Genomic DNA, 14,172 nt, shown 5'->3' with positions numbered 1-14,172 from the left:
CCCGGGCCGCCCTTCGCGAATGGGAGGGCGTGTTCGATGCTGCGGATGCTGGTGTTGCACCACTACATCCGAACGGTGCGATCCGGCCATCGGACGAGGCGCGCCATCCCCACGCGGACCAGGCGGAAGCTCGACACCATCGTGATCAGCTCGCCACTGGAGTACTCAGCGTAGAGGCTTCGGATGGAAGTCCGGCCCGGCCGGCAACTTCGACCCACTACGTGGAGGATGCTACGGTCGAGTTTTTCCCCGAGGGTTCCGTTAGATCCCGCAGAGAGGTAGTGCACGCAATGGAGCGTTCAACACGCAATGACGAAGCCGCAGGACCGAACGAGGCAACGGGCGCGCACTACTCGCCTTCTCGGCGATCGCTTTTTGTTGCCGCATCGGTCGCTGGAGTTTCGATGACCGCGCCCGCCGTTGCCCGAGCTGAGGGCTCCGACCCTCTGGCAGACACCTCTTCGCTGACCGACGAAGAGGTGGCTGTCGTGAACAACACTGCTGCTGGACTCGCGGACGTGGAGACCAACGGCGGAATTAGGTTGGAGGACGGAACCTTCCAAGCTTTCGACTTCGACATGCTGTTCGAGGCGCTAGATGGTGGCCACACGAACCAGACCGCGCTGGTCGCAGCCGCCACTTCCAGGAGTCCCGCAGCTGTCACTCCGCAATGGGACAACTCTCATTTCGGCAAGTGTCTCGCAAAGAAGATCGGCATCGCGGACATCAAAGCAATTATCAAAGCGTTTGCCGAACCTAAGGTGCGAAAGGCACTGAAGAGCAAGCAATGGAAGAAGGCTTCGTCCATCGCTTTCAATATCCTCAAGAAGACGTCTCCTAAGATCGCGAAATTCCTCATCAAGAAGGCCGCGCACTCCGTCCTTCCGGGTGGCGTAGTCGGCGTGCTCGCTCTGGCGGCCGGGCAGTGCGCTCTCGGGGAGATCTAGTCTTGGCGAGGAGCTCTGACCCGGGTCGGCCCGAGCGACACGACTCGCCCGTTCGCAACAGGAGTCGTCGTGCCTCCGGAAGGTTCATCGGCTGGATCGCTGTGGTCGCCGTGGTGGTGATCATCGGATTTCCTACTGCCCTACTCTTCGGCGCAGGCGACGCCGTTTTCGGCAGTCCCACAGACGGCATCATCACGTTCTTCGGTACGCTAGTGGGCATTGCCGTCCTGCTCGCTGTCAGCTATCTGTGGGAACAGGCGAAGGAACGCAGAGCACGAAATCGCCGTCGCTGATATGGAGTGGGGCGGAGGCGAAGCGCTGCGAAAATCTCGACTGGTAAGGGTGTGGCATGGCACTCCACTCCCTCGGGCGGGATCGCCCCAGCATTCAACGCGGCCGCCTGCGCTGCAGCTATCGTTCCGCTGATCGTCGAGTACGGGTTCCCTGTGGCAAAGGTCGTCGGCTGGATTCGACGGCCCGCGCGATCTGGGGGTGGAGTCCGGGGATCTGGACGACGATCCGCTCCGGAGCCGCAGCTGCGGAGATCGGAGAGGATGCGGTGAAGGTTCTTGAAAGAATCCTCGGAGTGGGCGGCGTCGTCTCCGCCTGTTCTCTCTGACCCGATCGCTCACCCGAAGGGATCCACTGTGATGGCAGGTAACAGCGATGTCAGCGACTTCACTCCCCCGGCGTTCTCCTTCGCCCTCACGGGGCATCTTGCGACTGGGGCGGTCAAGGTTGTCGCAATTGCACTGCTGCTATGGGGGCTGGGTCTGACTGGGTGGACTGCAAGCTTTCCTGCTGGAACGGCGATCATCACGGCTGTGGTCGTGATGGTCGCCGTCGAGCTTGCCACGACCGGCGTGGAGCGAATCTTCGTTCTCCGTCACCGGCACCCGGACCCCGGAAGCGTCCCGATGACGGCGATTGTCGCCGTACTTCCGTTGCCGATCAGCTTCCTCATCGGACTGCTCTTCGGGCCGGCGTCCTCCGGGGCTCTGAACACGATGGCTGTCACCACCGTGGTCTACTGGGCCGCCCTTGTCGTGCTAGATGTATTGACCACTGAGGTTGGGTACGCGGGCAGCGGGTGGAAGTCCTCGTAGTGAAGTGTGGCCTCGGTGATGATTGTAGTGGTGTTGCCACTGTTCGAAGGCGGCGATGCGTTCGGCCTCGGAAGTATAGGGGCGGGCGTAGGCCCATTCGTCGAGCATGGTGCGGTTGTAGCGCTCGACCTTGCCGTTGGTTTGAGGGCGGTAGGGGCGGGTGCGCTTGTGCTTGATGTCCTCGCCCAGGGCGTCCCGGAAGGCGTGGGAGCGATAGCACGACCCGTTGTCGGTGAGGACTCGTTGGACCGTGATGCCCACGCTGTTGAAGTAGTCGTTGGCACGTTTCCAGAACCCGGCGGCGGTCTCCTTCTTCTCGTCGTCGAGGATCTCGGTGTAGGCCAGGCGGGAATGGTCGTCCACGGCGTTGTGCAGGAACATGTAGCCGGGTCGGCGGTTGGATTCGGCGCCGGTCTTGTTCCGCACCCCGTCGAATCGTCCCAGCATCTTGTGGCCTCCGCCGTCGGGGATCCGGCCGAGTTTCTTGATGTCGACGTGGACCAGGTCCCCTGGGTTCTCGTGTTCGTAGCGGCGGATGTTCCGCCCGGTCGCCCGGTCCTGCCAAGCCAGCTTGGCCAGCCCGTAGCGGGAGAGGACCTTGTGGACGGTCGAGGGGTGCATGCCCAGCAGGTAGGCGATGCGTGCCGGGCCCCAGCGGCGGTTCACGCGCAGGGCGATGATCCTTCGCTCACGCCGCTTCGGGGTCTGGTTGGGAGAGCGCTGGGGCCGGCTGGATCGATCGCGCATTCCTGTGGGGCCGAGCTCCCGGTACCGTTTGGCCCACCGGGCTGCGGTGGTCACGGAGACCTGGAAGCGTTCGGCGGCGCGGCGTAGCGGCCAGCCCTCGTCGACGATGCTCTGGGCAAGGGACAGGCGGCCCTTGGGGGCAAGAAGTGCGTTAGCGTGGAGCATGGAAGACCTCCGGTGTTGGAACGGACTCTGAACAAGCCCACCTTCACCCGGAGGTCTTCCCTATTTCAACTACCCCGGAGCGTTACCAACGTCCGTGGTCAATACAGCTAGAGCGCCCGTGGGTCGAAGGGGACACCCAAGCCGACATCCGCAAGAAGTACGAGCAGACGAAGGCGATGACTGGGGAACAATTCCGGTCCGAGTGACCGGCGCTCACAGCGCCGGCCAGCAACTCCTCGGTCGGGTAGCGGAACACCGATCCACAGGTCTTGACAATTTCTCAGACGCGGGTCGATGACAGCTCCGCGGTTGAGGAAGATTGCGCTGAAACTGAAGACAAAGGCCGTGACAAGTCCTCACACACTGGTCCGGATCGCGACGACCGCGATACCTCTACTAGGCTGTAGTCCATGCGTATTGCTCGGTTTGTACTAGACGATGACCCCATGTACGGCGTAGTCGACGGCGAAGACGTCATCGTCATTGCCGGCGACCCCTTCTTCCAAGGCATCAAGCCCACTGGCACCCGCCACCGGCTCGATGATGTTCGTCTGCTTGCCCCGATCATCCCGCGATCAAAGGTCGTCTGCTTCGGTCGCACCTATGCCGAACATGCCCGGGAGATGGGCAACGAAGTTCCTGTCACACCGTTGATGTTCCTCAAGCCGAACACGTCGGTGGCCGGCCCCGGTGACCCGGTAACCCTTCCTGCCTTTTCTGAAGAAGTGTCCTATGAGGCCGAACTAGCCGTCGTCATCGGGCGCATTTGCAAAGATGTCCCGGCCGATAAAGCCGGCGATGTCATCTTCGGGTACACCTGCGCCAACGACCTCACTGCCAGGGACGTGCAGAGGACCGACAACCAGTGGGCCCGTGCCAAAGGATGGGATGGCTCCTGCCCCATCGGGCCATGGATCGAAACAGATTTGGACGTCGAGGATGTGCGGATCCAGGGACGCTTGGACGGCGAAACCGTTCAAGATGGCGATACCACCTTGATGGTCTGGAGCGTTCCGGACCTGGTCGCGTATGCCTCGCAGGCGTTCACGCTCCTGCCCGGAGACATCCTGCTCACCGGGACGCCTGCCGGAGTCGGCCTGCTCCGCGAAGGACAGCGTTTCGATGTCGAGATCGAGGGAATCGGTACGCTCACCAATACCTTCCGTCGCTAAGGGACGCCAAAGGTGTACGGAAAACGTCGTGCTGGGCGGGCCATTCGCCTCTCGATGATGGAGACTCAACGTAGTCGAGCGGCTCGCCCTGCTTGGCAGAAGCGTCGCACGGCCCTCTGGGGAGCCGCGTGGGCTTTGGCGGTCTGCTCACGGATCTCTTATCGGGCGGGTTGGCCCGTGCCGGTGACCACCACGCTGTTGGTGATTGCCATCGTCTTGGCCGTGACGTTGCTGATCCGCCGTATCGCCTCTGCGGTACGTAATCACCGCCAGTCCAAAGAACGATGAGGCGGGTCGCCTTCTCCTAGCCGTATTAGGATGGGACCCATCATGATTGAACCTTCCCAGATTCCAGTCGTCACTGACGAGACCCCTGTCCGCGTCCGCTTTTGCCCGTCCCCGACTGGGACGCCACATGTCGGACTCATCCGCACCGCACTGTTCAACTGGGCGTATGCCCGGCACACCGGTGGAAAAATGGTGTTTCGGATCGAAGACACCGACGCCAAGCGAGATTCCGAGGAAAGCTACGAGCAATTGCTCGATGCTCTCAATTGGCTCGGCATCACCTGGGATGAAGGGGTCGACGTGGGCGGTCCGCACGAGCCATACCGGCAGTCGCAGCGCGCAGACATCTATCAGGACGCTATTTCCAAGCTGCGGAACGCTGGCCATCTCTATGAATCGTTCTCCACGCCGGAGGAAGTTGAGGCCCGTCACCGGGCGGCGGGGGAGGACCCGAAGCTCGGCTATGACAATTTCGACCGCACACTCAGTGACGAGCAGATTGCTGCTTTCCGTGCCGAGGGGCGCGAACCAGTTCTGCGGTTGCGCATGCCCGAAGATGATCTGACGTTTACCGATCTGGTCCGCGGTGAAATCACCTTCAAAGCCGGTACGGTCCCCGACTATGCCGTCGTCCGTGCGAACGGAAAGCCGCTCTACACGTTGGTGAACCCTGTCGACGATGCTCTGATGGGGATCACCCATGTTCTGCGTGGCGAGGACATCCTCTCTTCGACGCCACGGCAGATCGCCCTGTACCGGGCGATGATTGACGTGGGAATCGCCCAACATATGCCACTCTTCGGGCACTTGCCCTATGTCATGGGCGCCGGCAAAAAGAAGCTGTCAAAGCGTGACCCTGAGTCCAGTCTGTTCCTTCACCGTGACAGAGGTTTCATCCCTGAAGGTTTGGTGAACTACCTGGCGCTACTCGGATGGAGCCTGTCGGCAGACGAAGACATCTTCACACGCGAGCAACTGGTAGAGGCCTTCGACATCCACGACGTCCTCGGCAACCCAGCCAGATTTGACGTCAAAAAGGCTGAAGCCATCAACGGCACCCATGTGCGCATGCTCGAAGCGCAAGATTTCCGCGACCGGCTCGTGCCGTATCTCCAGACTGCCGGGCTCACGGGGGAGACGCTGACCGTTGAGCAGGAGCGCATTCTCGATCAGGCCGCTCCTCTGGTCCAGGAACGCATTACCTTGCTTGGTGAAGCACCGGAAATGCTTGAATTCCTCTTCCGTGGCGATGACGAGATCGTAATCCAACCGGAAGCGCTCAAGGGCATGCCTGGCAACGCCGACGAGGTCCTCGATGCCGCTCTAGCGGAACTGACAGAACTGGCTGTTTGGGATGCAGAGTCGATCCAGGCAGTGCTTCGGTCCGCGCTGATCGAGAACATGGGCATCAAGCCGCGACTGGCCTTCGGTCCTTTGCGTACCGCGATGTCAGGCAAGCGCGTCTCGCCGCCGTTATTCGAATCCATGGTCATCCTCGGCAAGGAATCGTCCCTGAAGCGACTGCAAAACTTCAAGGCCACGCTGGTCTGATGCTCCACGGCTGGGGAGGGCCAGCCGATTTTGGTTTTGTCGGATTCCTCGGGTAAAGTTATTTCTCGTGCCGAGGCATACGGAACATCTCGAAAGAGAGGTCAACCGAGTCCGGCAAACCATTGGGATATGGTGTAATTGGCAACACATCGGTTTCTGGTACCGACATTCTAGGTTCGAGTCCTGGTATCCCAGCGCTACAGCCAGGGCAGTTTTTGCACCGGCTGGCATTGTCCGATGAGCAATCAGGACAAGCTATGGCCCCATCGTATAGCGGCCTAGTACGCTGCCCTCTCACGGCGGTAACGCGGGTTCGAATCCCGCTGGGGTCACGTTCACCAGAACAGGGCGGCATCAGCCCTCAACGATGCGAGCTATGCGGCCCCATCGTATAGCGGCCTAGTACGCCGCCCTCTCACGGCGGTAACGCGGGTTCGAATCCCGCTGGGGTCACCTATGGAACTTCGCGGTACATCGTCATGATGTACCGCGATTTTCTTTTGACGCCCTGGGGCCGCTTTCGGCTGTGTTTCATCTGCACCGCTTCCACAGTTTCTTTCCCCAGGTTTGGCATGATGTAGTAGTGACTTCCCTCGACAGCGACGGCCAAACGGGACCACCGGCCCTCGGACTCCTCCAAGAGTGCCGGTCTGCCCTTGAAGCGGTGTCCTTGCCACTTGACCTCCCAGAGGCCGACAGCGTGCGCGGCATCGTGCACGACGCCGCCGTCCAACTCGATGACTACATCCTGCCTCGCTACCGCAGCCTCGACGCTCCGCTGCTGGCAGTGGTCGGTGGGTCAACAGGGGCCGGCAAATCCACACTGGTCAATGCGTTGGTCGGTTATCCGGTGACAAGAGCCGGCGCCATTCGTCCGACGACACGTCAGCCCATCCTGGTTCATCATCCGGATGAGAGAGAGTGGTTCGACGGTGACCGGATTCTGCCCGGGCTACCCAGGATCACTGGGACCGTCGAGCCTAGAGGGCAGATTCAGGGGGCTGCGACCGCGACGGTACCGGGCAAAGGTGAAAGCGTCGGCCCCGTGGGCGGACCATCGCTGCTCCTTCTCGGGCACGCGACCATCCCGCAGGGCATCGCCTTGCTGGACGCCCCAGACATCGACTCGGTGTCGGACACCAACCGACAACTGGCAGGACAACTGCTCGCGGCAGCCGACCTGTGGATTTTCGTGACCACTGCCAATAGGTACGCCGACGCCGTGCCGTGGCGGCTCCTGGCAGACGCAGCATCCCGCGACATCACTCTCGCCATCGTGCTGGACCGTGTCCCGCCGGGAGTGGAAGACGAGGTTGCTGCAGACCTGCGTTCCATGCTCGACCGACAGGGATTGGACACCGCCCGGCTCTTCGTCGTCCAGGAATCCGAACTTGATGGACAGGGCATGCTCGCTGCGGAGTCCGTGGCACCCATCCGCGAGTGGTTGGCCGATATCGCCGCAGACAGCGCCGGCCGGGCAACCATCGCCCGCAAGACCCTGACCGGGGTAGTCGATAGCCTGGGCCGCCGCACCGCGGCAATTGCGGTTGCACAACAGGAACAACACGACGCCGGCCGTCAGCTGGCCGGTCACGTCACCGAAGCCTATGCGGCTGCCGCGGAACGCATCGGTCATGCCACCAGCGAAGGGACGTTGCTGCGCGGCGAAGTTCTGGCTCGATGGCAAGATTTCGTAGGGACCGGAGAGTTCTTCCGCTCGCTGGAATCGGGCATCGGCAAGGTACGTGACCGCATTGGAGCCTTCCTCACGGGCAAGCCTCAGCCGGTCAGCACCGTCGAGGAAGCCATCGAATCCGGGCTGCATGCCGTCATCGTGGACGAAGCGGCCAAGGCAGCCGAGCAAGCGGAGGCTTTCTGGCGATCCGACCCCGCCGCCCGCTCGCTCATCGGTACCGTCGACTACGGATCGACCTCCGAAGGCTTCAGCAATCGTGTCGCCGCGGAAATCCGTGACTGGCAAAACGAGTTACTCGCCCTGATCCGATCAGAAGGGTCCGGAAAGCGTTTTACCGCCCGGATGGTTTCCTTCGGCGTCAACGGTGTCGCCGTGGCGTTGATGGTCGTGGTCTTCGCTTCCACCGCCGGACTGACAGGACTCGAGGTGGGTATTGCTGGAGGCACCGCCGTCGTCGGGCAAAAACTGTTGGAATCCATTTTCGGGGAAGACGCAGTCCGGAGACTCGCCAAAAAAGCCCGTGAAGGACTCGAACAGCGGGTGAAACGACTGCTCGGTGAGGAAAGCTCACGATTCCTGACCTTGCTGCATGGCACTCCAACTATGGAGGAGATTGCTGGGTTGAAGGACTTGTCCACGCGTCTGGATCAGCTGGCGCAAACCACTCCGAAAGAGACTTCATGAGCCGCCGGGGGAAGGAGACAGCCACCACGCCGTTGATTGAACGACTCGAAGCGCTCCAGACTGCCACCGAACTCGGAACCGGCAGGGTCCCCGCGGCGGACATTGAGCGGGCGGGGATCGTCCTCGACCAGGCTTCCACCCGCAGGTCGCTGTCAGCCGAACACACCGTCGTTGGATTCTTCGGGGCTACCGGTAGCGGAAAATCCTCGCTCTTCAACGCAGTGACCGGTAGGGAACTGGCTCGGACTGCTGCCACGCGCCCGACGACCAGCGTGCCTCTGGCCGGGGTATGGCACGCAGCGGGCAGTGACGATCTTCTGGACTGGTTGCAAGTTCCAGAGCGCCACCAACTTGATGAACCGTTGGGAACGAGTAAGAGTGGCCTGATGCGACGCCGAAGCGGGGTAGCCAACGGTTTGATCCTCGTGGACCTTCCGGACTTTGATTCCACGACGGCAACACATCGCGAAACCGCCGAGCGACTCGCCGGGCAGGTAGATGTCCTCGTGTGGGTGCTCGACCCACAGAAGTACGCTGATGCTGCGGTCCATCATGAATTCATCCGCCCGCTGGCCGCCTATGCCGGTATCACGCTCGTGGTCTTGAACCAGATTGACCTGCTTGATTCCTCGGATCGCGCAGCAGTGATCGATTCCCTGCGCGGCATCCTCGAGGCCGATGGGCTCCGCCGTCCCCGAGTCCATGCCGTATCGGCAAAAACCGGAGAAGGCATCGACGGTTTGCGCGAAGCCATCGCCGACGTCGTCGTCGCCCGATCAGCGGCAACGGATCGGCTACTTCAAGACGTCGCCGCTGCCGCGGACGGCCTCGTCGGAGAATCACCTTCAACAACGGATCCCAAAGCAGGGTGGCGCGGGGACCCGGCGATGGCTATCGGGAGGGGGCTGACCGAGCCCGGCACTGCCGAGCAGCGACGTCTGGCTGATCATTTGGCAGAAGCTGCTGGAGTGGACACCGTGGTTGCCGCCACGCGGTCCTCCTACCGTCTCCAGGCTCGCGCCCGGACCGGATGGCCGGTGACCCGCTGGTTGTCGCGGCTTCGTCCCGACCCACTGCGCCGGCTGAATCTACGCAGTCGAGACGTCAATCCGGCAGTGAACAGGACGTCACTCCCGTCCCCCGGTGCTGCCCAACGTGCCCAAGCGGATTCCGCCGTACGAGATTTCGCGGACGGGGCGAGCCAGGGCGCCCCCGAAGCCTGGCGGGGATCGATCCGGCGTGCCGCCCGTGCAAGTGCGGAGGAGCTGCCGGATGCGCTGGATCAGGCGATCGCTTCTACGGACATTTCGGCTGGACGTGGGTCCTGGTGGTGGCCGGTCGTTTCCGTGGTCCAATGGGCGGCGTTGGCCGTTGCCCTCTCCGGAGCTGGATGGTTGGCCGTGTTGGCGGTCATGGGATATCTGCAGTTCGACGCTCCGCCAGCCCCCCGGGTTGAAGGCCTTCCCGTCCCGACCTTGATGCTGGCCGGGGGAGTGCTGCTGGGTATTGTCCTCGGGCTCGCGACCGGCCTCCTGGCTCGGGCCGCTGCCTCCGGGAGGGCGCGGGCAGCGGGTAAGAGACTCAAGGTCTCCATCGCCCACGTGGCACAGAACGCAATTGTGGAACCAGTGAGCGAGGAAGTCAGGCGTTTCAACTCCTTCAGTTCCGCAGTTCGGAGGGCCCGTGGCTGAAACATCGGATCAGGAACAGACGGTGGCCGGACTCGGTGAAGCCGGTGTCCTCAAACGGATCCTGCCGCGTCTGCGCGGAGCGAGCATGCTGCTGGGGCCAGGGGACGATGCGGCCATCATCGGCGCCCCGGGAGGGCGCTTCGTCTTCACCATCGATACCCTCGTCCAGGATCAGGACTTCCGTCTCAACTGGCGCAACGGGTACCAGAGCAGCGGATACGAGGTCGGTTGGAAATCTGCGGCGCAGAACCTCTCAGACGTCAACGCCATGGGGGGTGTAGCGACGGCCGCAGTCATCTCCCTGACGCTTCCCCCGGAGACACCCGTGGCGTGGGTCGAGGGAATCGCCGACGGTTTCTCGGCAGCGGTCAGGGAACTCGGCGCCGACCAATGCGCACTAGCTGGTGGGGACTTGAGCTCGGGCAGTGAACTGTCGATCACGGCCGCCTTGACCGGGTCGATTCCCGGCCCTGCGCTGCTGCGGAGCGGGGCCCGTCCGGGAGACATCGTGGCAGTCTCCGGAGTTCTGGGCGCCGCTGCCGCCGGGCTGGCCCTTTTGGAGTCCGAGCATGACTTCACCGCTCTCGATCCGTCGTGCGCAACTCTGGTTGAACGACAGCTCCGGCCACGCCCTCCCTTATCCGCGGGACCCCGGGCGGCAGCGGCTGGAGCAACCGCGGCGATGGACATCTCCGACGGGTTGGCCCGTGACGCCGGACGACTGGCCGAAGCCAGCGGGGCGTCCATTGACTTTGAATCCACCTCACTACGGGCCATCATCGGATCCATGGAACGCGAAGGCATAGATCTCGGGGCCGCCGCGGAACTCATGGAACAGGAACCCTTGAAATGGGTTCTCTCCGGGGGAGAGGACCACGGGTTGCTGGCAACGTTTCCCCCAGATGCAGCACTGCCTTCGGGATTCATGCGCGTGGGCAGGGTGGGCCGCGAAAGTGGTGACCAGGACGTACGGCAACGCATCTCGCTGGATGACGCGCCGTACCCTTCCGGGTCCGCGGGGGATTCCTCCCCCGGATTCGACCATTTCAGCGGACAGGAGGAGGCGAGCTGATTTAGGCGGTCGGCTTCTTCAGCGCCTCGCTGAGCTGGGCGGCCATCCGGCACACGATTTCCGAATGAGCCTTGCCCGGTTGACGGCCGAGACGTTCGATAGGACCGGAGATCGACACGGCGGCGATGACCCGGCCCGAGGGGCCGCGCACCGGTGCCGAGACGGAAGCCACGCCTTGTTCGCGTTCGCCCAGGGACTGGGCCCATCCTCGCCGCCGCACACCCGCGAGAATGGTGGGGGAGAACCGCGCTTGGTTGAGCCCATGCAGCAGTCTCTCGTGGTCTTCCCACGCCAGCAGGACTTGGGCCGCCGAACCGGCCTTCATGGACAGTTGGGTGCCCACGGGAATGGTGTCGCGCAACCCGACGGGGCGTTCGGCTGAGGCAACACAGACTCGGTTTTCACCCTGACGGCGGAATACCTGCGAACTTTCACCGGTGGCATCGCGGAGCTGGACCAGGAGTGGGCCGGCAGCGGCGATGAGGCGATCCTCGCCAGCGGCGGATGCCAGTTCCACCAAGCGGCTGCCGAGCATGAACCGGCCGTGGATGTCCTTGCCCGCCAGCCGATGGTGGACCAACGCCTGGGCCAACCTGTGGACGGTGGGGCGTGAGAGTCCGGTGGCCGCAACCAATTGAGCCAAACTGATGGGTCCAGCCTCGAGTGAATCGAGAACCAGAGCTGCCTTGTCGATGACGCCGACCCCGCTAGAAGTGTCCATCTATTGATACTAGCGTCTCACCATTTGAGATGCACGCTATTCTGCTAGCGCGTGGAGTGCCGCTGGTGGTGTCCTAGATCTAAGGGAAGAATCCAGGAGGAACCCAATGTCTGAACAGGAACGGTCCACGGCCACCACCACGCCGAAGACGCTGGCCGAAAAGGTCTGGAACGCACATGTGGTCCAAGAAGGTGGCGGAGAAGGCTCGGCACGCCGTCCGGACCTCATCTACATTGATCTGCACCTGATTCACGAAGTGACGTCGCCGCAGGCTTTCGAAGGGCTGCGGCTGGCCGGTCGGCCGTTGCGCCGGCCTGATCTGACCATTGCCACCGAGGACCACAACACTCCGACGCTGGAGATCCATAAGCCGATTGCGGATCCGACCTCCAGGACCCAGATCGAGACGTTGCGGTCGAACTGCGCCGAGTACGGCGTGCGACTGCATTCGCTCGGGGATCAGGAACAAGGGATCGTCCATGTCGTTGGACCGCAGCTGGGCCTGACCCAGCCCGGCGTCACCGTGGTGTGCGGGGACTCCCATACGTCCACCCACGGAGCCTTCGGCGCGTTGGCCTTCGGCATCGGTACTTCCGAAGTCGAACACGTGATGGCCACCCAGACCCTGTCGCTGAAACCCTTCAAGACGATGGCCATCAACGTCGAGGGAACCCTGCGCACCGGGGTGACCTCCAAGGACATCATTTTGGCCGTCATTGCCAAGATCGGGACCGGCGGTGGACAAGGGTACGTGTTGGAATACCGCGGCTCGGCCATCCGTGCGCTGTCCATGGAAGCCCGCATGACGATCTGCAATATGTCGATTGAAGCGGGAGCTCGCGCTGGCATGGTCGCCCCCGACCAGATCACCTTCGACTACCTCGAAGGCCGCCCGCACGCCCCGCAGGGCGACGACTGGGACGCCGCCGTCGACTACTGGAGGACGCTGCGTACCGACGATGACGCCAGGTTCGACGCCGAGGTCAACGTCAACGCCGATGACCTCGAACCCTTCGTCACCTGGGGGACCAACCCCGGCCAAGGCGTTTCCCTCTCCGAATCGGTCCCCGCTCCTGAAGACTTCGAGGACGAGAACGCCCGCGCCGCCTGCGAACGGGCCCTGACCTACATGGACCTTGCGGCCGGTACACCGATGAAAGACATCCGGGTCGACACCGTGTTCCTGGGATCCTGCACCAACTCCCGCATGGAAGACCTTCGCTCGGCAGCCAACATCATCAGCGGCAGGGAAAAGGATCCCGACATCCGCATGATCGTCGTCCCTGGTTCTGCACGCGTCCGCCTCGAAGCCGAAGCCGAAGGACTGGACCAGGTCTTCAAGGACTTTGGAGCCGAATGGCGCTTTGCCGGCTGTTCTATGTGCTTGGGGATGAACCCCGACCAGTTGGCCGAAGGCGAACGATGCGCCTCGACGTCCAACCGCAACTTCGAAGGCCGCCAGGGCAAGGGCGGGCGCACCCACCTGGTCTCACCGCTCGTAGCAGCAGCCACCGCCATCCGGGGAACCCTGAGTTCTCCCTCGGACCTGGAACCAGCCGACGGCGCAGCCGCCTCAGCAGCCTAAGGAAGTAGATATGGAAAAGATCACCACACATACGGGCATCGGCGTTCCGCTGCGGCAGTCTGATATTGACACCGACCAGATCATCCCCGCCGTCTATCTCAAGCGGATCACCCGCACGGGCTTCGACGATGCACTCTTCGCTCGCTGGCGGAAGGATCCTGAGTTCGTGCTGAACCAAGCCCCCTTCTCCCACGGTTCCGTCCTCGTGGCTGGTCCGGACTTCGGTACCGGTTCCTCACGCGAGCACGCCGTCTGGGCGCTGAAAGACTACGGATTTCGTGCTGTCCTCTCATCGCGGTTCGGCGACATCTTCCGCGGCAACTCAGGTAAGCAGGGCCTCGTCGCTGCGCAAGTCGACCAAGGCGATATAGAGCTCATCTGGAAGGAGCTCGACAACCACCCGGGGTCCCAGGTCACCGTTGACCTGGAATCACGGACGGTCAGCTGCGGATCGATTGTCGCGCCGTTTGATATCGATGACTACACCCGCTGGCGGCTCATGGAGGGCCTGGATGATATTGGGCTGACCCTGCAGCAGGAACCGGAGATCACTGCCTATGAGCAGACCCGGCCCAGCTGGAAGCCGAAAACGCTGCCAGCAAAGTATTCCTGAGCGTAGACCGGCATCGCTTCAGCCGACAGCGAATCGCGCACGCCGAACCGCCGCGCGTTCAAGGGTCGTCAGGGGTGGTGGCTGTATGCTTGCCGAGAACCTTCGGAGAACTCGAAGAACCATACAAGTGTGAG

At 62.6% G+C, this 14,172-nt stretch carries 11 protein-coding genes and 3 tRNA genes; 12 read left to right on the top strand and 2 right to left on the bottom strand.

The annotated features are described in order from the left end of the window. Window positions 1–290 precede the first annotated feature (290 nt). Window positions 291–947: a hypothetical protein gene (locus AC3ZI9_RS09140; protein ID WP_443411066.1), complete on the top strand. Its 657-nt coding sequence runs from the start codon at window positions 291–293 to the stop codon at window positions 945–947. 650 nt (window positions 948–1,597) lie between these two features. Beyond that, window positions 1,598–2,053, top strand: coding sequence for a hypothetical protein (locus AC3ZI9_RS09135; protein ID WP_489923513.1), 456 nt, complete (start codon window positions 1,598–1,600; stop codon window positions 2,051–2,053). Here the strand turns inward: AC3ZI9_RS09135 and AC3ZI9_RS09130 are convergent. Next, window positions 1,997–2,965 carry an IS481 family transposase gene (locus AC3ZI9_RS09130; protein WP_489923484.1) on the bottom strand — a complete coding sequence of 323 codons (969 nt, stop codon included), beginning with the start codon at window positions 2,963–2,965 and terminating at the stop codon, window positions 1,997–1,999. The genes AC3ZI9_RS09135 and AC3ZI9_RS09130 overlap by 57 nt on opposite strands. 410 nt (window positions 2,966–3,375) lie before the next feature. Between AC3ZI9_RS09130 and AC3ZI9_RS09125 the strand changes: the two genes are divergently transcribed. The 8 genes from AC3ZI9_RS09125 to thiL all read left to right on the top strand — a co-directional run bounded on the left by AC3ZI9_RS09125 (window position 3,376) and on the right by thiL (window position 11,119). Next, window positions 3,376–4,137, top strand: coding sequence for a fumarylacetoacetate hydrolase family protein (locus AC3ZI9_RS09125; protein ID WP_441380803.1), 762 nt, complete (start codon window positions 3,376–3,378; stop codon window positions 4,135–4,137). 330 nt (window positions 4,138–4,467) lie between these two features. Continuing rightward, window positions 4,468–5,976, top strand: coding sequence for a glutamate--tRNA ligase (gene gltX, locus AC3ZI9_RS09120; protein ID WP_489923512.1), 1,509 nt, complete (start codon window positions 4,468–4,470; stop codon window positions 5,974–5,976). A gap of 123 nt (window positions 5,977–6,099) precedes the next feature. Continuing rightward, window positions 6,100–6,171: transfer RNA gene (locus tag AC3ZI9_RS09115), tRNA-Gln, on the top strand. 64 nt (window positions 6,172–6,235) lie between these two features. Next, window positions 6,236–6,308, top strand: a tRNA-Glu gene (locus tag AC3ZI9_RS09110). A gap of 48 nt (window positions 6,309–6,356) precedes the next feature. Beyond that, window positions 6,357–6,429, top strand: a tRNA-Glu gene (locus tag AC3ZI9_RS09105). Window positions 6,430–6,559: 130 nt separating this feature from the next. Next, window positions 6,560–8,356: a dynamin family protein gene (locus AC3ZI9_RS09100; RefSeq protein WP_489924033.1), complete on the top strand. Its 1,797-nt coding sequence runs from the start codon at window positions 6,560–6,562 to the stop codon at window positions 8,354–8,356. Then, a complete protein-coding gene (locus AC3ZI9_RS09095; RefSeq protein ID WP_489923511.1) occupies window positions 8,353–10,047 on the top strand; it encodes a GTPase family protein in 1,695 nt (564 codons plus the stop codon). The genes AC3ZI9_RS09100 and AC3ZI9_RS09095 overlap by 4 nt, the downstream gene beginning before the upstream one ends. Further along, entirely contained in the window at window positions 10,040–11,119 is a 1,080-nt protein-coding gene (thiL, locus tag AC3ZI9_RS09090) for a thiamine-phosphate kinase (protein WP_443411196.1), read from the top strand. The genes AC3ZI9_RS09095 and thiL overlap by 8 nt, the downstream gene beginning before the upstream one ends. Before the next feature lies 1 nt (window position 11,120). Here thiL and AC3ZI9_RS09085 read toward each other — a convergent pair whose 3' ends face one another. Further along, on the bottom strand, window positions 11,121–11,840 hold the full coding sequence (locus tag AC3ZI9_RS09085; RefSeq protein WP_086998657.1) for an IclR family transcriptional regulator: 720 nt from the start codon (window positions 11,838–11,840) through the stop codon (window positions 11,121–11,123). Window positions 11,841–11,946: 106 nt separating this feature from the next. Here AC3ZI9_RS09085 and leuC point away from each other — a divergent pair, with 106 nt between their 5' ends. Together leuC and leuD are read left to right on the top strand one after the other, a co-directional pair. Continuing rightward, window positions 11,947–13,425, top strand: coding sequence for a 3-isopropylmalate dehydratase large subunit (gene leuC, locus AC3ZI9_RS09080; protein ID WP_443410528.1), 1,479 nt, complete (start codon window positions 11,947–11,949; stop codon window positions 13,423–13,425). 10 nt (window positions 13,426–13,435) lie between these two features. Continuing rightward, complete coding sequence (gene leuD / locus AC3ZI9_RS09075; RefSeq protein ID WP_489923510.1) at window positions 13,436–14,038, top strand: 3-isopropylmalate dehydratase small subunit; 603 nt, start codon at window positions 13,436–13,438, stop codon at window positions 14,036–14,038. Window positions 14,039–14,172 lie beyond the last annotated feature (134 nt).

The organism is Arthrobacter sp. AOP36-F1-5 (assembly GCF_058137995.1).
Note: the sequence above shows the minus strand (reverse complement) of the source record. Positions and strands in the feature narration are given on the sequence as shown.